This window comes from Mesorhizobium sp. M0001 (assembly GCF_040324255.1).
Lineage (GTDB): Bacteria > Pseudomonadota > Alphaproteobacteria > Rhizobiales > Rhizobiaceae > Mesorhizobium.
The window spans coordinates 41,259-58,534 of sequence record NZ_JAMYVS010000013.1 but is presented as its reverse complement, the minus strand read 5'-3'; the positions used below and the strand labels follow the sequence as shown (position 1 = coordinate 58,534).

The 17,276-nt window shown below is 58.7% G+C and carries 14 protein-coding genes and 1 pseudogene; 4 read left to right on the top strand and 11 right to left on the bottom strand.

Annotation, left to right across the window (positions count from 1 at the left end):
* Positions 1-223: 223 nt before the first annotated feature.
* The 9 genes from NKK50_RS26555 to NKK50_RS26510 all read right to left on the bottom strand — a co-directional run bounded on the left by NKK50_RS26555 (position 224) and on the right by NKK50_RS26510 (position 10,558).
* Positions 224-1,216 carry an adenosine kinase gene (locus tag NKK50_RS26555; RefSeq protein ID WP_352544097.1) on the bottom strand — a complete coding sequence of 331 codons (993 nt, stop codon included), beginning with the start codon at positions 1,214-1,216 and terminating at the stop codon, positions 224-226.
* A 97-nt stretch (positions 1,217-1,313) separates the two neighbouring features.
* Positions 1,314-2,489 carry a methionine adenosyltransferase gene (metK, locus tag NKK50_RS26550; RefSeq protein WP_352544096.1) on the bottom strand — a complete coding sequence of 392 codons (1,176 nt, stop codon included), beginning with the start codon at positions 2,487-2,489 and terminating at the stop codon, positions 1,314-1,316.
* Between the two features lie 53 nt (positions 2,490-2,542).
* Positions 2,543-3,880: a serine hydroxymethyltransferase gene (gene glyA, locus NKK50_RS26545; protein WP_352544095.1), complete on the bottom strand. Its 1,338-nt coding sequence runs from the start codon at positions 3,878-3,880 to the stop codon at positions 2,543-2,545.
* A gap of 838 nt (positions 3,881-4,718) precedes the next feature.
* Complete coding sequence (locus NKK50_RS26535) at positions 4,719-5,570, bottom strand: recombinase zinc beta ribbon domain-containing protein (protein WP_352544094.1); 852 nt, start codon at positions 5,568-5,570, stop codon at positions 4,719-4,721.
* A 125-nt stretch (positions 5,571-5,695) separates the two neighbouring features.
* A complete protein-coding gene (locus NKK50_RS26530; RefSeq protein WP_352544093.1) occupies positions 5,696-6,931 on the bottom strand; it encodes an NAD(P)/FAD-dependent oxidoreductase in 1,236 nt (411 codons plus the stop codon).
* A gap of 87 nt (positions 6,932-7,018) precedes the next feature.
* Positions 7,019-7,339: a Rieske 2Fe-2S domain-containing protein gene (locus NKK50_RS26525; protein WP_352544092.1), complete on the bottom strand. Its 321-nt coding sequence runs from the start codon at positions 7,337-7,339 to the stop codon at positions 7,019-7,021.
* A gap of 114 nt (positions 7,340-7,453) precedes the next feature.
* A complete protein-coding gene (locus NKK50_RS26520) occupies positions 7,454-8,464 on the bottom strand; it encodes a sterol desaturase family protein (RefSeq protein ID WP_352544091.1) in 1,011 nt (336 codons plus the stop codon).
* A 34-nt stretch (positions 8,465-8,498) separates the two neighbouring features.
* Positions 8,499-9,392 carry a 3-methyl-2-oxobutanoate hydroxymethyltransferase gene (locus tag NKK50_RS26515; RefSeq protein ID WP_352544090.1) on the bottom strand — a complete coding sequence of 298 codons (894 nt, stop codon included), beginning with the start codon at positions 9,390-9,392 and terminating at the stop codon, positions 8,499-8,501.
* A 203-nt stretch (positions 9,393-9,595) separates the two neighbouring features.
* Positions 9,596-10,558, bottom strand: a complete 963-nt coding sequence (locus tag NKK50_RS26510; protein WP_352544089.1) for a ribokinase — start codon at positions 10,556-10,558, stop codon at positions 9,596-9,598.
* Positions 10,559-10,802: 244 nt separating this feature from the next.
* Between NKK50_RS26510 and NKK50_RS26505 the strand changes: the two genes are divergently transcribed.
* Positions 10,803-11,666 carry an AraC family transcriptional regulator gene (locus tag NKK50_RS26505; RefSeq protein WP_352544088.1) on the top strand — a complete coding sequence of 288 codons (864 nt, stop codon included), beginning with the start codon at positions 10,803-10,805 and terminating at the stop codon, positions 11,664-11,666.
* Between the two features lie 160 nt (positions 11,667-11,826).
* Here NKK50_RS26505 and NKK50_RS26500 read toward each other — a convergent pair whose 3' ends face one another.
* The gene (locus tag NKK50_RS26500; protein ID WP_352544087.1) at positions 11,827-12,519 is read right to left on the bottom strand and encodes a hypothetical protein; all 693 of its coding nucleotides are present in this window, start codon (positions 12,517-12,519) and stop codon (positions 11,827-11,829) included.
* A 458-nt stretch (positions 12,520-12,977) separates the two neighbouring features.
* Here NKK50_RS26500 and NKK50_RS26495 point away from each other — a divergent pair.
* Both NKK50_RS26495 and NKK50_RS26490 read left to right on the top strand, forming a co-directional pair.
* Positions 12,978-13,380 (top strand): annotated as a pseudogene (locus tag NKK50_RS26495) (pantoate--beta-alanine ligase); the annotation flags it as partial.
* A gap of 103 nt (positions 13,381-13,483) precedes the next feature.
* Positions 13,484-13,672 (top strand): hypothetical protein, encoded by a 189-nt coding sequence (locus tag NKK50_RS26490; protein WP_352544140.1) that lies wholly within the window; start codon positions 13,484-13,486, stop codon positions 13,670-13,672.
* Positions 13,673-14,579: 907 nt separating this feature from the next.
* Here the strand turns inward: NKK50_RS26490 and NKK50_RS26485 are convergent.
* Positions 14,580-15,518, bottom strand: coding sequence for a LysR family transcriptional regulator (locus tag NKK50_RS26485; protein ID WP_352544139.1), 939 nt, complete (start codon positions 15,516-15,518; stop codon positions 14,580-14,582).
* Between the two features lie 149 nt (positions 15,519-15,667).
* On the opposite strand from NKK50_RS26485, the gene NKK50_RS26480 reads away from it, so the two are divergent.
* Entirely contained in the window at positions 15,668-17,191 is a 1,524-nt protein-coding gene (locus NKK50_RS26480) for an ABC transporter substrate-binding protein (RefSeq protein WP_352544086.1), read from the top strand.
* Positions 17,192-17,276: the final 85 nt, after the last annotated feature.

Genomic DNA, 17,276 nt, shown 5'->3' with positions numbered 1-17,276 from the left:
TACGCTTGTCTAACATTGTGAAATATTCAGCTGCCACCATTGTCCAACTAATGGATTTCTGTCGGGCTGCGACATCCCTCGCAGGTCGCCCATGAAGGATTTCGGACGAGACTTCAAGTGCGTGACAACGTCGTTAGAATGCACAAGATCCCAGCGAGCTTTGACACAGTTCCGCCACCGCGATGATCGCGTCAGTAGGGCGGCTGGTTAGTTGCCGGCGCATCTACAGAAACCCAGCCCCTTCCGCCTCGCGGCGCAAATTCTGCCTTGGCCTTGGGCCGATCTGCTGGATCACCAGGCCGGCCGCCAGCGAGCCAAGGTCGCCGCAGGTCTTGAGGTTGCGGCCCTGCGTGTAGCCATGCAGGAAACCGGCGGCGTAGAGGTCGCCGGCGCCGGTGGTGTCGACCAACTCCTTGATGGCGGTCGCCTCGATGACCACGGTCTCGTCGCCGCGCACGATCACCGAGCCTTTTTCGGAACGGGTGACGGCGGCAATCTTGCAGTCCTTGCGGATCTGAGCCAGCGCCTCGTCGAAGGATTTTGTCTGGTAGAGCGACTTGATCTCGTGGCTGTTGGCAAAGACGATGTCGACAGTGCCCGAGCGCATCAGCTCGAGGAACTCGTCCCGGTAGCGGTCGACGCAGAACGAATCCGACAACGTCATCGACACTTCGCGCCCGGCGGCATGCGCCAGCTTCGCCGTCTGCCGGATCGCCTCCTTGGCGCGCGGCGGATCCCACAGATAGCCCTCGAAATAGGTAACCTTGGCGCCGGATGCCTTGTCGGCCTCGACGTCTTCCGGGCCGAGTTCGACGCAGGCGCCGAGATAGGTGTTCATCGAACGCTCGCCGTCGGGGGTGACGAAGATCATCGAGCGCGCCGTCGGCGGCTGTCCCTCGAGCGGCCTGGTGTCGAAGGCAACGCCCTGGGCATGGATGTCGTGGGCGTAGATTTCGCCGAGCGGGTCGTTCGACACCTTGCCGAAGAAGGCGGCGCGGCCGCCGAAGCTGGCGACGCCGGCCGCCGTATTGCCCGCGCTGCCGCCGGAGGCCTCGATCGCCGGGCCCATGCGGCTGTAGAGCAGCTCGGCGCGCCTGGTGTCGATGAGGTTCATCGCACCCTTGATGATGCCGTTGGTTTCGAGGAATTCCTCGTCGCACTGGGCGATGATGTCGACAATGGCATTGCCGATGCAAAGCACGTCATAATCGGGCATCAATGTCTCCGCCAAAAAACCCGAGCCGCTTCTCGCCACGCCTGCCAGGCGTGGGTCTGCCCGGTGGGAATGGGCTTTTCCAATCCGTTCGCCGGTCTCACGGGGCGGCGAGTCCTGCCTCGCGACGCAATTCGTCTGCCCTGTCTGTCTTCTCCCAGGTGAAATCAGGCTCTTCACGGCCGAAATGGCCATAGGTCGCTGTATTGCGGTATATAGGGCGTAAGAGATCAAGCATCTTGATAATGCCTTTCGGTCTGAGATCGAACAACTCTGGAATGAGGCGCTCGATCCTGCTCTCCTCAACCCTGGCTGTCCCGAACGTGTTGACCATGACGGAAACCGGACTGGCCACGCCGATTGCGTAAGCAAGCTGCACCTCGCACACGTCTGCGAGTCCGCTAGCGACGATGTTCTTTGCGACATAGCGGGCCGCATAGGCAGCTGAGCGGTCAACCTTGGACGGGTCCTTGCCCGAGAAGGCGCCGCCGCCATGACGACCCATCCCGCCATAGGAGTCGACGATGATCTTGCGTCCAGTGAGACCGCAGTCGCCGCGCGGCCCGCCGACTACGAACCGCCCCGTCGGGTTGACCAGAATTCTGATGCTTTCCGTCTCCAGGTGGGTCGGCAGGACAGGCTTTATGATTTCCTCAATGACGCCCTCGCGGACAGTCTCTTGCGAGACCTGCTCGTCATGTTGCGTCGACACGACGATGGTATCCAGGGCGACCGGGCGCAACCCCTCATAGCGCACTGAGACTTGGGATTTCATGTCAGGACGCAACCAGCCAAGCTGTTGTGCCTTCCGGACATACGCCTGCCGTTTCGTCAAGCGATGAGCGAGCTGGATCGGCAAAGGCATCAGGGTATCGGTTTCTCGGCATGCGTAGCCGAACATGAGGCCCTGATCTCCCGCTCCCTGCTGGAGGTCTTGCCCTCTTCCCTCGTCAACGCCTTGGCTGATGTCGGGCGACTGCTCGGTGAGGGCATGAACGACGGAGCAACGCCGGCCGTCAAAGCCGACGGCCTCGTCGTCGTATCCAATGTCGAGAATCGTATCACGCGCAACTTGGCTATAATCCACCTGGGCATCGCTGGTAATCTCGCCAGCCAGAACGACTATCCCTGATTTTACCAACGCTTCACAGGCGACGCGCGCCTTGGGATCTGTGCGGAGGATGGCATCGAGGATGGCATCCGAGATGTTGTCAGCCAACTTATCCGGGTGCCCCGCGCCAACCGATTCGGAAGAGAACACGAACTGCCTAGCCATGAATACCTCGCTTCGGATGTTGGATGTGGTATGGGCATTTTGCTTGGCCCACCTTACTTGTCGGAGATGCCCGGGACCTCGAACGCAGCGCACAAGTCGGCAACGTCTCTTCGCACACAGGCATGGAGATTTTCGTCGTCTGGCCGCTGGAGGACGGAGTCAATGAAGCCAGCAATTTGCTCCATTTCCACATCGCGCATGCCCATTGACGTCACTGCTGGCGCCCCCAGGCGAATTCCGCTTGTGACCGCCGGATCCCGCGGGTCGCCAGGAACCATGTTAAAGTTTGTGATGATTCCTGCCTTTGCTAGTCGCTCGGCATAGGCCTTGCCCGATAGTGGCCGATTGCGAAGATCAAGGATCAGCATGTGATTGTCCGTCCCCCCGGTAACCAGGTCATAACCTCGCTCAAGCAGTGCAACTGCCAGAGCCTTGGCATTCTTAACCGTCTGTTGGCCGTAGCTTCGGAAGGACGGGTTCGCGGCTTCGTGCAAGGCAACCGCTAGCGCAGCGATGGCATTCATGTGAGGCCCGCCTTGCAGGTGAGGGAAGACCGCCCGGTCTATTCGTCTGGCGAGATTGTATTTGCTCTTTGTATGATACAGGGCCTGATAGCGATCTTCGTTCCTTGACAAAATGAAGCCACCGCGGGGACCGCGGATCGACTTATGGGACGTGCTGCTGACCACGTCGCAATGGCCCACGGGATTCGGGTGCGCTCCCGCGGCAATCAGGCCGCTGATGTGCGCAATGTCGGCTACGAGATAGGAGTTCGCTTCCAGGGCGATTTCTGCCATTGCCGCGTAGTCAAAGACACGCGGGTAAGCAGTTCCGCCGACCCAGATGAGCCGCGGCCGTTCCCGCTTGGCTGTCTCGCGCAAGCGGTCATAGTCAATCTGCTGTGTCGTTTCATCCAACCCATAGGGGACGCGTTGATAGTCAGTACCGGAAAAATTGATGGCCCAACCATGAGTCAGATGGCCCCCTTCCGGAAGGGGCAAGCCCATGACTTTGTCACCGGGACTCAAAAGCGCACGATAGACAGCCTGGTTGGCCGGCGAGCCGGAATAAGGCTGGACGTTGGCATGCTCGCTGCCAAATAGTGTTTTCAAGCGCTCAATGGCTAGCTTCTCAAGCTCATCAACGATCTCGTTTCCAGCGTAGTAGCGCGCACCGGGGTACCCCTCGGCGTACTTGTTCGTGAAAATCGAGCCGTTCGCTTCCAGCACGGCCGAGGACGCAAAGTTCTCTGAGGCGATGAGCTTGAGGGTCGTCCGCTCCTGCTGCTCCTGTCTCAGAAGCAGCTCGTGAACGCGGCAATCAACCGCGGCCAAGGAAGACCGCCCATAGGTGTCGGGCTGCGCGATCGCGCCGTCGGCGGAGTTGTCCATGGTAGCTTCGCACTCCAATTGGATTGACCTACTTCACTATCAGGCATGCGGTCCCCTTCGGCCGCGTGTTTCGTACCGCTTCAAGCCTTTGCAGGTCCTGTTTATTATAGCCGTCGCGATGGGGCAGGAGATCGACCAGTAATCGAACCAGCCCGCCGTCGTTGGATTCTGCTTTGAGATGGTACGAGCGCCACGGAGGCTGTTCGTTGCAGCAAAGCAAGTCGGCTCTGGCGAGTAGCCGGACGTGTCGCGCAACCCGCTCTCGACACACGCCCAGAATCTCCGCTAGCTCGCAGACAGTTAGGTCCGCATGCGCACAAAGGCCCAGGATTCGAAGGCGATCAGAATGGGCTGCCGTGCGCAGGCGACTGACCAGTGCCATCATGGGTCAGGCCCAAGTTCTACCGAATTTCTCATTTCCCGTTCTCCACAGAAGTTGCAGCTTTCGAAGGTTGTCCAACGACCAGACAAATCTCGGTGGCCGTGACCGACCGCCGAAATCGCTGTGTCGAACAAACTAATGGGCGCTCTTCTTGCCATTGCCTTTAGCCGAAATTGCAAGCAGTTCGGCGAGTCGGAGGATAAGCGGCGCCAAGGTTTGACCACTGATCTCAGACGTTGCAATAAGCCTACCATTCACAGCGAGCCGGAGTTGCTAAGAGTCTATGAATTTCCTTGAAGGATCTGTTGCAACGGTTGTCGAGCTGGCCTGCTCCCGGTTTGCAGCGATCAATCTCGAGCAGACTGACCGTGATGCAAAGATGAAGGAAGGTTCCCTTTCAATCCGATCTTCTTCCCGACCAAGTAGTGGTAGTCTCCTGACCTGACGATCACAGGTTCAAATCCAGTCCCCGCAACCAACGATTCTTGCGAAAGCAAGGCACCCAAAACCCCGGCCTCCGAAAGGACGTCGGGGTTTTTCTTGTTCGCCGCGAACCCGCAGGATCGCGGCAAGGTCGCCGCGAAGCACGATCGCCAGCTCATCTTCGGCGGGCACGAGGGTGACCTGATCGACCAACGTCCGGAAAACCTCCGCTGCCTCGGCCTTGCTGTCCGCGCTCTGTAGGCTCTCATAGAGTGTCGAAATACGCTGGCGGTATATCTCCGCCAGGTTCAGATGCAGAAGCGGCGGCGGCTCGTCGACATTGGCCAGCAACTCGGTCAGTTCCGCCTTGCGGGCTTCGAGGTCGCCAATCTTGTCCTTGAGCTGAGCCCCGGGCACACCATCCAGTATGGCTTGAATCGCTCGCTCCAAGTCTCGGCGGACGCGTTCCAACTCTTTGCGCTGGCTGATGACGTCCGAGCTACGCTCAATCCGCAGCCGATTCACCTCACGAGTGAATTCCTCGCAGAATTCCTTGAATAGCTCGCGCTCCATCAGATTGGTCCGTAAGCCGCTGAGCACCGAGGCTTCCAGCGCGTCCCGCCGGATATTCAGCCGGTTATCGCAGGTGCCCTTATTCCGTGACGTTGCGCAGCCCAGCAGATCCTTCGAGATCATCATGTAGCCGCCGCCACAGCAGCCACACTTCACAAGGCCGGCAAACAGGTGCTTCGGACGCCGTCGCTTGTTCAGCGCATTCTCACCGGGCTCAGACGTCTCATAGGCGAGCGTCTGCTGGCGTGCCTTCACATTGTCCCAGACGTCCTGATCGAGATGCGCATCTCCGGCACTTCCTGCATCATCCACTCGGACTCAGGATTGAGACGCGACGCGCGCTTTCCCGTATCCGGGTCTTTCGATAGCGGAGCCGGTTCCAGACGAGGCGGCCGATATGAAGTTCGTTGTTGAGGATGCCGACGCCGCGCTTCGGGTTAGCTGACAAGCAGTGACTTGAGACTCATCGTGGGGTCGGCCAGTGCTGCAGGCGAAAGCTTGAGGCGCCTCGCGATCAAGGTCTCGGAGAAGCGGATCTCCTTTGCGATGACGCCAAGTGAACCGAAGCCACACGCCGCAACAAGTTTGCTGTCGTGGTCCAGGTAGAATAGGACCGTGCCCTTTGGACCAAGATCTCGGTGCACGGCAGAGTGATCAGGGCAAATGCCCGCGATCTGAAGCGTCTCTTCATATTGATCCGACCAAAACCACGGAATGACGTCGTAAATTTGGTGTGCCCCCAGCATGTTGGCAGCCGCAGTCATCCCCTGACGTCGGGCGTTCTGCCACGCCTCCAGTCGCAGCCGCCTTTCATAAAGGGGGTGTGGAAACGAGCAGCAGTCCCCGGCAGCAAAAATGTTGGGATCGCTGGTCGCTAGTGTCTCATCAACAACTATGCCGTTGTCGACGGACAGACCGGCTGCCTCTGCTAGCTTCACGTTGGGCACGGCGCCGATCCCAACGACGACTTTGTTGGCGTAAAAAACTCTCGCGTCGTCAAGAATGATCAGCGTCTGCTCGGCGCGCCTTTCTATCCTGGTGATGGACGCAGCTGTAACGATCTGAACGCCAGCTTCCTCGTGCCTACCCTGAATCAAGCGGGCCAAGACTTCAGGCACCGCCCTGGTCAACAGACGCGGTCCGGCCTCAAGCACGACACACGATGCCCCGCGAGAGACCGCACTCGCGGCGACCTCCAGTCCGATAAAGCCCCCGCCAATGACAACGATTTTAGAGCCTGGTCCAATGGCCGCCCTCAAGCGAACTGCGTCGTCGTGTGTCCGAAGGGTGAGAACATTCTGCGCGCTGCCGTACCTCGGTGGGAGTGTACGGGGAGCGGCTCCAGTCGCAAGAAGGAGCCGTTCGTAAGGAACGTTCGGTCCATCCGAGATTTTCACCGTTTGACGCGAGCGGTCGATCGATAAGGCCGATCGACCGAAGAACGTCGTTACGCGGAGCTCCCTCAGACGATCGGATGTCAGTATGTGCCGTGGGCCCGGCGGCGGTTCTTCCACCAGAAACGCCTTGGAAAGGGGAGGCCGCTCATATGGCAAAGAATCTTCCGAGCCAATCAGGATCAACGGTCCAGTCCAGCCACCTTCGCGCAAAGCGGTGACCGCGGCTGCTCCAGCCTCGCCGGCGCCAACGACGACCATGGCTCGTTCGCTTTCCATTTGTCCCTCCTGACCAGTTCGCGTGTGTTGCCGCGATAAAAAAGGCGAAATAACCTCTGGCTGCGCCGGTCGCGATCGACTTTTCGGTCACATCCTGATGTAAACGGAGTCGGCTTCAACCTTCACTTGATAGCTTTTGAGGTCGATACAGGCCGGCAGGGCGCGTGACTCTCCAGATCGATAATCGAAGGTGCCGAAATGTTTGGGACACTCGATGATGTTACCGTCGACTATACCACCGGCGAGATGCACCTTTTCGTGCGAGCAGTGGCCATCCATTGCGAAGAACTTGCCGTCGGGCGACCGCACGACAACAAACGTTCGGGAGCCGACATCGACCCTCAGGGCTTCCTCGGGTTGGAGTGCGTCGACGGTGCACGCGACTACCCAGTTTTCTCCACTTGTCATAAGAGCTCCTTGAACATGGGTCGGTTCGAATACTCGCCGACATTGCTAGAGGTCGGCCCCGTCACAGGGCCGAGATTTTGATGTTGGATCGCTGGAAATTGCGATGTGTCTTGATCAGGCGGAGCCACCGCGGGTGTATTTCTTCGCCTTGATCCGCCTGGCCATCACCTCGTCGGACTCTGGCGAGCCGTCGTGGAAGGTGCCGAACCATTCATCGAGCGGGATGCGCTTCTCTCCGTAGTTCACTTCGAAATACTTGTGGTGGAGATAGTGATAGTAGTTGTCGGTATCGATCATGTGGTCTCCATCCACGACCATCTTGTCGAATCCCACATGCGACTTGGCGGGAGAGAGTCCTGCATGCATGAGTTGGAACATCGAATGAAGCGGATGTGAGGGTACGACGAAATGTATCACGACGCCCGTGAAGTACAGGAAGTGCTCGACGGGATGCATGGAAAGACCCGACCACGGCCCCGGGTTGACATTATTGTGGTGAAGTTTGTGAACCCAGTGGTATAAAGGGCCCACATGTATTAGGCGGTGAATTAGGTAGAAGTGCAGTTCGCGCCAGGCGGGCACGAGGATGAGCAGTGCTACGAAGTAGACAGGGTGCTTGGCGAAAGCGACATACGGGAGATACCCGTTGGCATAAAGCCACCATGTGGCGGCCTCGACCGCTGTCCAAATTGGAACCGCACTGCACATCGTCCAGAAGATGTTCTCCGCGTTCTGATTGCCGAACAAGAAGGTCGGGTTATCGATGTCGGGCCACTTCGCATTATACTTGAACTTCGTCTGCTGGCGCCGCATGACATAGAAGATGAGGTGAAAGCCTCCATAGAGAGCAACCGTCAAAGCAGCGTTTCGGGCAAGGATCAGCGATATCCATTGCGCATGAAACTCCCGCATGGTCTCGAGCGAAGGAGTAAGATAAAGCCATACGATCAATGAAGCTGCGAAATAGCCGGCATTCCAAGGCCAGAGGTAACCGGGGTATCCCAGAAACCAACGCAGGAACTTCAACGGCTGAGCTGGCCAAACGAAGATAGGCGAGCGTTGTAGCTTCTTATTCGGCGTCCAGTTCCCGCGCTTATCGCGCTTTCCGTAAAGGGTGTCGTCCATTTCCTTTCTCCAGTAAATCGGCATTCTGAACCGGTCACTTGCGCCGGGTTTGACCGTAGGGAGCAATCAGAGCTCTCGATGTTACGGGCCGGTGAGCTCTCAGGCCTTTTGCATCGAGCGCAGAGACGAAAGCTTCGAATTCCATGTCGCTGATCTTCGACATTTCCCGGTCACCGGGAAATGCCCTCATACAGACGTCATCACGAAACGCCCGCAGCGCGCGGACGCGCTCTTCCTGCACACGCTTCTTCAGTTCATGCAGATTGCCGTAGGCTTTGGCGTGTCGAGGCAGGCGCTCGGCCTCACCACATATGTCTTCCGTAAAAAGGAAGAGCGCGTCGGCATCGGGACCAGAACCAAGTGACACGGTCACAAGACCGGTACGTCGCCGTATCTCTGACATCACTTTGGCAGGAATAACTTCGCATTCGACTGCGAAGGCGCCAGCATCCTCAAGTCGCCGGAATCGCTGATACAGCTGGACGGCTTCGTCCGTGGTTTTTCCGACTGCGCGGAGCTTTCCCACCCATGTGGATTTTCTTGGTACCAGTCCGAGGTGACCCATCACCGGGATGTCTTCCGCAGCCAGAGCGCACACCGTGGACAGCCCCCTGGCAGTTATCACGGCGTCCGCTCCATCGGTGAGTGCCTTGAACGCGGATCGCAGAATTTCGTCGGGCGTCACTGCCTCGGCAAACCCAAGGGCAGCCGTTGTGAAGATCCTGCGCGATCCTCTTCTAACCGTTTCGACGTTGCGGGCGCGAGCGACAACCATCTCTATGCCCGCCTCTTCGGCTGCCGCGGCTTCCTCTTCCGTGTTAGCAGTGACCTGCGTGTACCGTTTGCCAAGCGACCGGGCGGCTCGGAGATCCGCAACGGTGACCGTACGTTCGGCCTCTTTGGCACTCCAGTCGAATATACGTTGCATGCTGGGTTTTCCTTCCCGTGAACTCACGGAGCCGTTTGGGCGATCTTGACCTCGGCCGCACAACACGTGCGCGACCGAGGAGGCCTTGGGAGGCATGGTAGCTAGTTCAAGCGGTGGGTATATTCGATGGCTTTGCATCGCTCATAACAGGAGCACCGCCCACCGCATCATCGGATCTGGACCAGACACCGGGCTTTCCCGGCCTAGCTACGCTGGCACATGTTCAGCGCGCTCTGGGAGAAGTTCAGTGAACGGTACATCTCATCGACTGCATCTCGTCTTGCCATCCCTGGAATTACCCCAAGCTTGGTGCACACCAGAGCGCCACAGGCGATGCCGAGCTGTGCTGCCTCTACGACGCCACGCCCCTCGGCTAGTCCCACAGCAAAGCCGGAGTTGAACGCGTCGCCGGCGCCTGTAGTATCGACGACATCGATCTTGGCTGCGGGAATTTGCACATCGATCGAATCCGTCACGATTAGAGCTCCCTTTTCACCAAGCGTGACGACCACATTTCGCGCGCCGCGCGATCGAAGAATATCGACCAGTTCGCGAGAGGGGCGAGGATCGTCGGCTTTGAGCCCGAGAAGGATCCTCAGTTCGCTTTCATTAGGGGTGAGATAATCCACGTACTGGAATATCTCATCCGGGAGCGGCGTCGCGGGCGCGGGGTTCAGGATGGTAATCTTGCCGTGTTTACGGCCTAGTACCATCGCGCGCATTGCCGCGGATACAGGCGCCTCTAGCACCGCCATCACAACGTCGCTGTCCTGGATGCAGCTCTCGGCATCATCTACGAAAGTGGCGTCCATGAGGCTTGTGGCGCCGTGGTCAATGATGACGAAGTTTTCGCCTTTCTCGTTGAGAATGATGAAACCAACTCCGGTCGGGCTATCTGCCACTTGCCGCACATGAGCGCTTCGGACGCCTTCGAATTTGTAGAGGTCGGTAGCGATCTCGCCGAACTTGTCCTGCCCAATCATTGCCACCAGTGCAGAGTCAGCTCCCAGACGCGCAGTAGCGACGGCCTGGTTAGAACCCTTGCCGCCCGGCCCCATGTCGAAGCTGCTGCCAAACAGGGTGACGCCGAAAACAGGGATTTCGGGAGTCCGAATGGTCAGGCCGACAGCGAAACTGCCGACGACCGTGATTTTAGGTTTAGTCATAGATCCCTCCCTCTGTAGCTAACGGGCAGCCGCCTCGAAGCCGTTTCGATTTATGGATCCATGCCGAATGAGGCGTCGGGGACAGCGGACATAAAGTACCTTCATTTCTCTCCTCCCAGTGCCTAGGATCACCTACGCGTACAAAACGCGCATACTCCGGAGCGACCCGAAGGCCCGCCGTCAATTCACGAAAGCACCATAAGCTGGCCAGATAGCGCTGGAAATGGACAAATGTCGCGCCGACATGTATCAGACGCGCATGACAAATATACCGCAGCGCACTCTGTTTCCGGAGAGTCACTACTACGTCCCGGAGGATGGCTGGACTCAACACGCTTACACCGTGGTACGAGCCGGCAAAGCCGTTACGTCGGTCGATCATTTTATTCAGCGTGACGCTTATCCGGGTCAAGATGTCATGGTCTGTCTATCAGGTCGCGGCTTTGTCCTGACGGAGGGTAGGACATTGAATGTCGAACGCAATCAATTGGTCTGGATTGCAAATGAACTCCCCCACGCCCATTGGCCGGATAGGACCGATCCTTGGACCGTGCTGTTTATAAGGCTCGACGGACCAAGTTGCACCGCGATTCGCAAGAAGGTCTTTGGTTCGGGACCGACGAGCGTTACTCTAGCTTCACTGGAGGAAATCGAATCTTGGTTCGGGTCACTGTTTGAAGCACTGCGTGCTCGACGGGACGATATCGACCTCGCACTTAACCGCTTCGTTGGGGAGCTGGTTCACAGCATCGCAATGCCACGGACAACTTTCGGTAAAACCAGGCTTCCTGCCGCCTTGGCCGACATCGTCGGCAGGATGCGCAAGGAACCGCAACGATCCTGGCGTGCGGAAGAATTATCCGCGGTATCTGGGCTCAGTCCTGCTCAAACTCGACGGCTGTTCCAAAAGCATCTGCAGATAAGTCCCCGGCGGTGGCTTTCCAAGGAGCGCATTATGATGGCGCAAAAGATGCTCCTTGAGACCGATCTGACCGTTAGCGACGTCGCCGATCAATGCGGTTTTTTTGACGCCTATCACTTTAGCCGCGAATTCAAGCGGAGCATTGGTACAAGTCCGCGCTATTGGCGACGAGGTGAAGGACGTTGAATATCGCAAAAACCGCCACAACTATGCAAGCTCGCGGTGAGCCCCGATGCGGTACAGCCTCCCGCCGCGGACTGACGCCGTATCGATTGATGCAAAGATTGAAGCTTCCACCAATACCTCATGATCACCTCTAGCCAGCAGAAGCTGCGTGATTGGCGCTCTAAAACTTTTCAAACCCGACCATTTTCATGGCCCAGCAGCTGACGCCGCCTTTGTCGTTGCGATGGATGAACATCTTTCGGATCGACGTCTCGAGGTTTCTGCGCTCGATCGGGGACAGGAAGGCAATGTCGAGCCCGCGCGTGTGCTTGAACCTCTCGACTACCGCAGCGGTTGGGTTACAAGACGGCAATCTTGCGGCAGTTAGGTTCGTGACATGCAGATCCTCGATGATGTAAAAGCCGCCAGGCTCGACGATAGGAAAAAGCTTTGCTAGAGCAAGTTGCTGATGGTAAGCGGCGTGCGAGGCATCGTCGATGATGATCCTTACGGGCGGCAGTGAGCCCGCAAGGCGTTCCAGGGCTGCCGGATCGCCCATGTCCAGCCGCTCGAAACGAAAGCGGTCTATCTTGAAGGCACTGAAATCTGAAATGTCGCAGCCGATGATGTTAGCTTTGGGAAAGAACTCCAACCACATCTTGATCGACGGTATGTCTTCGACCTTGCGAGTGAACAGTTCTTCGGGATCGGCACAGCCGCGCTGCAGTCCAATCTCGACCATCGTGAAAGGTTCGCGCCGAAATTCCTCGAACAGAAACGAGTAAAAGCTGGTGTAGCCATGGGCGTGGTAAACCTCATCGCCCTTGTCAGTTCCGAGCGCATTGGCCAGTTTCGTCAAATTTGGAACGCTCATTGTGAAATCACCCTTTTTTGCACCACCGCCACACGGAACGAATATTATCGGCTAGCACTGTCGTTACGAAGATTTGACGGAGCGAGCCATAGCGCTGATCATTGACCAGGCGATGCGTTCAAGACGCGTGCCAAACGTCCAGTGCTGATTTGTCTTGGCTATCCCGTCTGGCATGTGTCGCGTGCCGGACAGAACGTCGTAACTCCGACATCGGATCGCAGGCGTTCCATCTGGATGTCGTGCTTCTTAAGCCTGCAGCCGATCTAGCGCCTCGACGACAGGCCATGTCGAGGAGGGCCGGTTGAGGAAATGATCATGGCGGCGGCTCGATCGAAGCGGGGACGGAAGACTGTGCCAACATCGTGGTCCCTCCTGCAGTTTAAGTGAACTGACCGCTTTCCAGCGGCCGAGCATCTGTTCGGCGATGCGCGAAGGACGGTCAATCGTGGAGAAGGCGCATGAGCATCCCGATCGCACGAACCGTCGCCGAGTTGCGCATAGCTGTGGCCGGATGGCGTCAGAATGGCCTGAAGGTCGCTGTCGTGCCGACTATGGGTGCCTTGCATGAAGGCCATCTGAGCTTGATGCGTGCCACACTCGCCAAGGCCGCGCGGCCGATCGCGCGGCCTACCCGCGCACTGAGCATGACAATGCCGCCAAGCTCGCGCCGCTCGGCGCTCATCTGCTCTACGCGCCAAATGCAGCGGACGTCTATCCGGAAGGGTTCGCCACCATGGTGTCGGCGGGTGGGGTGAGCGATGGCCTGTGCGGCGCGTTCTGTCCCGGCCATTTCGACGCGTGGCAACCGTCGTCGTCAAGCTCTTTCTGCAGACGCGTGCCGATCTCGCCTTCTTCGGCGAGAAGCATTTCCAGCAACTGCACGTCGTTCGCCGGCTCGTCCGCGATCTCGACATCCAATCGAGATCGTCGCAATCCGACGGTGCGTCAAGCCGACGGCCTAGCAATGTCGTCGCCCAATGTCAGGCTCTCGGCCGAACAGAGGTTAGCGGCGCCCAAGCTCCCCAAAATCCTCCCCACCTCGGCCGAGCGCTGTCGGCGGGGGCGCCGGCGGAGCTTGTGCTTGCCGAGGCCAGGCAAGCGACCCTGCCGGTTACGACCAATTCGAGTATCTCAAGCTACGAGCAGACCATGACCTGTCGCCACTTGGAGAGCATGAGGAACTGTGGGGCGGTTGGTGGCGGAGGTTCTCTGAACGGGCCGGAACCGCGCCACAGAAAGTGCCCGTTTTGCCGCAGCGTGACTGCCCCACAGTTCCTCATGCTCCCCTGTAATTCGTCGTGAGAAGCTTCGCCCTGTGCACGGCTTTCCCGCGCTCCGACTACTACGGAAGCTCCGCCCTTGGTGCCGTCTATCTCCGGCCGTCGCGGCTAGCCCAGTGCCATACTGGGCAGACAGTCCAAGTTCCCGTGTTCCGATTTCCGACCTTGATGCCCGTAGGCGGTGAGCTTTACCCCAGGCGATGCGGAAGACAGGGCCATGAGCGCTCCCCCGTCCGTCTTGGGCGCTTTTGACGCGCCCCGCAGGGGACCAGCCGACCGCGACTGATCGCTTCTTACCTCCCATGCCAACAGCACGATTTGGAGGCGTCAACGGTTGAATCCGACGCTTCCGGCGCTCGCTTCGTTATCTCGCCATAGACACTGTGGTAGCCCGGCCTGCGGTCGATGGTCTGCACCCGGTACAGTTCAGGCCGATCTGCTTCTGACACCAAGCCGGCGACGCCCGGTCAAGCTTCTCGGCCCCCTTCCGCCCGCGCTCCTGCAGGCGGGGCGGCATTGCAGCCGCCGGTCGAAAATCAGCAAGCTTGAGAGGTGGCTATTCCATGTTCACCTCCGGCGCCGCCATGGCGCACCGTCGAGACCGATATACCGCTCCATGGCTGTCCTCCGTTCGATGCCTGGGCCCGAATCGGAGCCCGTTCTTCATCCTATCGGGATAGCCAGCCGGCTAGAGGTTCGAACATCGCCGCCACGTCTGAGGTGGCCCCCGCTCCCGAGATTACGTCATGTTTGTTCTTCGGTCCCCGCAGGTCAGTTGCTTTATGCGGTTTGCCGGTTGCTTACCGAATTCCAAGGGCACGAGCTGATGACGTCCTCAATCGCGGAAACAAGCATCTCACCAAGACGCACCGAAGCACGCGAGCGCGCTTGCTCGGGGGGCGCGATTAACATCAGATCGAAGAACGGAGCATTCTTCAACGGCCTGACCTCCGCATCAAAAGCGTCCTCGAAATAGTGAGCGGTAAAGGGATCGACCAGCGCGATGCCCAGTCCCGCCATCGCCAGATGGGCCGCCGTGAGAGAAATGTGACCGTCGACGCTGCTTTTCTCCTGAATCAAACGGGCGAGCAGCGTGTCCTCGCATAAGGCAAGCATGTATCCCATGCCGGGCACGATTAGCGGTGTGTCGCCGCTGTTGGCGATGTCGAACACCTTGCCGGTGTCGCCGAGGCCTGTGTGGTGGGGGCCCCCCAGCGCGACATAGGGCAATCGCCACCGCGCCACGACATTGATGTCGCGCATGTCACTGAGCGGGCTCACCAGGCCGAGGTCGAAACGGCGAGTGCGGACCCAATGAAAGATGCGCTGCGTGCCGCGCAATTCCACAGTGATCGAAATGTCGCCAAACGCTTTCTGCCACGCGCTGACCGCTTTCGGTATCACCTGCGAAACGGCAGCCGGCACGGTTCCGAGTGTGATCTGGGTGCCTTTGTATTCACCGATCTCCTGCGCGGCGCGTTCGATTTCCGTTAAGCCATTGAACGAGCGGTCGACCTCTGCGAACAGCATTTCGGCCTCCGGCGTCGGCGAAACGCCGCGGCCATGACGGATGAAAAGCGGGTAGGAAACGCGGCGTTGCAACACGGCGATTAGCCGCGTGACGTTGGGCTGGGAGGTATTGAGCATCCGGGCGGCGGCCGAGATTGAACCGCTCGTCATAACGGCCCGAAAGGCCTCAATTTCACGGAATCCGAGCATCGCCAACCTATATCATATGTTGATATCATACATCTAACTTCATATTAGTCGAGATATGTGAGATGTGCTTTTCTTGGGCAGTTCCAAGGGAGGACAAGACCATGACTCAAAATTTCCAAGCCGCGATCTCACGGCGCCAGTTCGGGCGGATGGCGGCAGCGCTGGGCGCCGGTGCTGCGCTGTTGCCGTTTGTCGGCGGCGTTGCTCGCGCTGAACCGAAGACCGGAGGGCGGCTGAGGATCGGCGCCAACGGGACCAATGCTTCGGAAAGCTGGGACCCCGCCACTTGGGGGGTCAGCGTCATCATGGGCCTTGGCGGCTTCGGCTGCATCTATAACAATCTGGTCGAGATCGGCTCTGATGGCGTGCTCAAGCCGGAATTGGCCGAAAGCTACGAGGCCGCGCCTGACGCCAAGACATGGACCTTCAAGCTGCGCTCCGGTGTGACCTTTTCCAACGGCAAGACCCTGACGGCCGATGACGTGGTGGCCTCGATCAATCACCATCGTGGAGCGGACTCGAAGTCGTCGGCCAAGCCAATCGTCGACGGCATCGCTAATATCAAGAGCGACGGCTCGAACACGGTCGTCATCGAGCTCAGCAGCGGCAACGCCGACTTCGGCTATCTGTTGAGTGACTATCATCTTGTCGTCGGCCCAGCCGACAATGGGAAGGTCGACTGGAGCGCCCATATCGGCACCGGGGGCTATACGTTGGCCGAATATGACGTCGGCAACCGGCTTCTGCTGAAACGCCGCGACGGCTATTGGAAGCCGAACGCCGCCTGGTTCGACGAAGTCGAGATCATTGGGATCGACGACGTGGCGGCCCGTATGAACGCCGTGCTTACTGGTGAGGTTGACGTCATCAGTAACGCCGATATAGCGACAGTGGGTCGGCTTAAGGCACGCTCGGACGTTGTTGTGGACGAGGTGACCGGCACCCAGCAGTTCACCATGCCAATGTTCACCGACACCGCGCCCTTTAACAATGTCGATGTGCGGTTAGCGCTCAAATATGCGATCGACCGCGAGGAGATGGTCCAGAAGATCCTGAATGGGCATGGCAAAGTCGCCAACGATCAGCCGATCGCCCCGGCTAACCGCTACTTCAACACCGACCTACCGGCCCGAGCTTATGATCCCGACAAGGCCAAATTTCATCTGAAGAAGGCGGGGGCCGACGGCCTTAAGGTGGATTTGCATGCCGCAGACGCGGCGTTCCAGGGTGCGCTGGACACCGCTGTGCTGTTCAGCGAGCAGGCTTCGAAGGCCGGCATCAACGTCAACGTCGTCCGAGAGCCGAACGACGGCTACTGGTCGAATGTCTGGACAAAAAAACCCTTCGTCATGTGTTTCTGGCAGGGCCGCCCCACCGAGGACTGGATGTTCAGCCAAGTCTACGCCGCCGAAGCGCCGTGGAACGATACGCACTGGAAAAACCCGCACTTCAACAAGCTGCTGATGGAAGCGCGCAGCGAGCTGGATGATGCGAAGCGCAAAGAAATGTACGGCGAGATGCAGAGGCTAGTGTCCGACGACGGCGGTGTCATCATACCAATGTATGCCAACTATGTGTTGGTCCGCCGTGCAGAGGTAGCGCACGGCCCAAGCCTGAGTTCCGTATCCGAACTCGACGGATTGAAGTGCGGCGAGCGCTGGTGGTTCGCGTGACGAATAGTGAGGCCAGCCAGATTGGGACTGGCCCTCACACCTGATCTTCGACAAAAAAATCTGTCACCCAACTGGCCGCAGCTCG

Excerpts from the sequence above, each read along its gene's own strand:
- NKK50_RS26555 (WP_352544097.1), bottom strand. The coding sequence starts at position 1,216 with ATGCCCGATTATGACGTGCTTTGCATCGGCAATGCCATTGTCGACATC.
- metK (WP_352544096.1), bottom strand. The coding sequence starts at position 2,489 with ATGGCTAGGCAGTTCGTGTTCTCTTCCGAATCGGTTGGCGCGGGGCAC.
- glyA (WP_352544095.1), bottom strand. The coding sequence starts at position 3,880 with ATGGACAACTCCGCCGACGGCGCGATCGCGCAGCCCGACACCTATGGG.
- NKK50_RS26530 (WP_352544093.1), bottom strand. The coding sequence starts at position 6,931 with ATGGAAAGCGAACGAGCCATGGTCGTCGTTGGCGCCGGCGAGGCTGGA.
- NKK50_RS26525 (WP_352544092.1), bottom strand. The coding sequence starts at position 7,339 with ATGACAAGTGGAGAAAACTGGGTAGTCGCGTGCACCGTCGACGCACTC.
- NKK50_RS26520 (WP_352544091.1), bottom strand. The coding sequence starts at position 8,464 with ATGGACGACACCCTTTACGGAAAGCGCGATAAGCGCGGGAACTGGACG.
- NKK50_RS26515 (WP_352544090.1), bottom strand. The coding sequence starts at position 9,392 with ATGCAACGTATATTCGACTGGAGTGCCAAAGAGGCCGAACGTACGGTC.
- NKK50_RS26510 (WP_352544089.1), bottom strand. The coding sequence starts at position 10,558 with ATGACTAAACCTAAAATCACGGTCGTCGGCAGTTTCGCTGTCGGCCTG.
- NKK50_RS26505 (WP_352544088.1), top strand. The coding sequence starts at position 10,803 with ATGTATCAGACGCGCATGACAAATATACCGCAGCGCACTCTGTTTCCG.
- NKK50_RS26500 (WP_352544087.1), bottom strand. The coding sequence starts at position 12,519 with ATGAGCGTTCCAAATTTGACGAAACTGGCCAATGCGCTCGGAACTGAC.
- NKK50_RS26490 (WP_352544140.1), top strand. The coding sequence starts at position 13,484 with ATGTCGTCGCCCAATGTCAGGCTCTCGGCCGAACAGAGGTTAGCGGCG.
- NKK50_RS26485 (WP_352544139.1), bottom strand. The coding sequence starts at position 15,518 with ATGCTCGGATTCCGTGAAATTGAGGCCTTTCGGGCCGTTATGACGAGC.
- NKK50_RS26480 (WP_352544086.1), top strand. The coding sequence starts at position 15,668 with ATGGCGGCAGCGCTGGGCGCCGGTGCTGCGCTGTTGCCGTTTGTCGGC.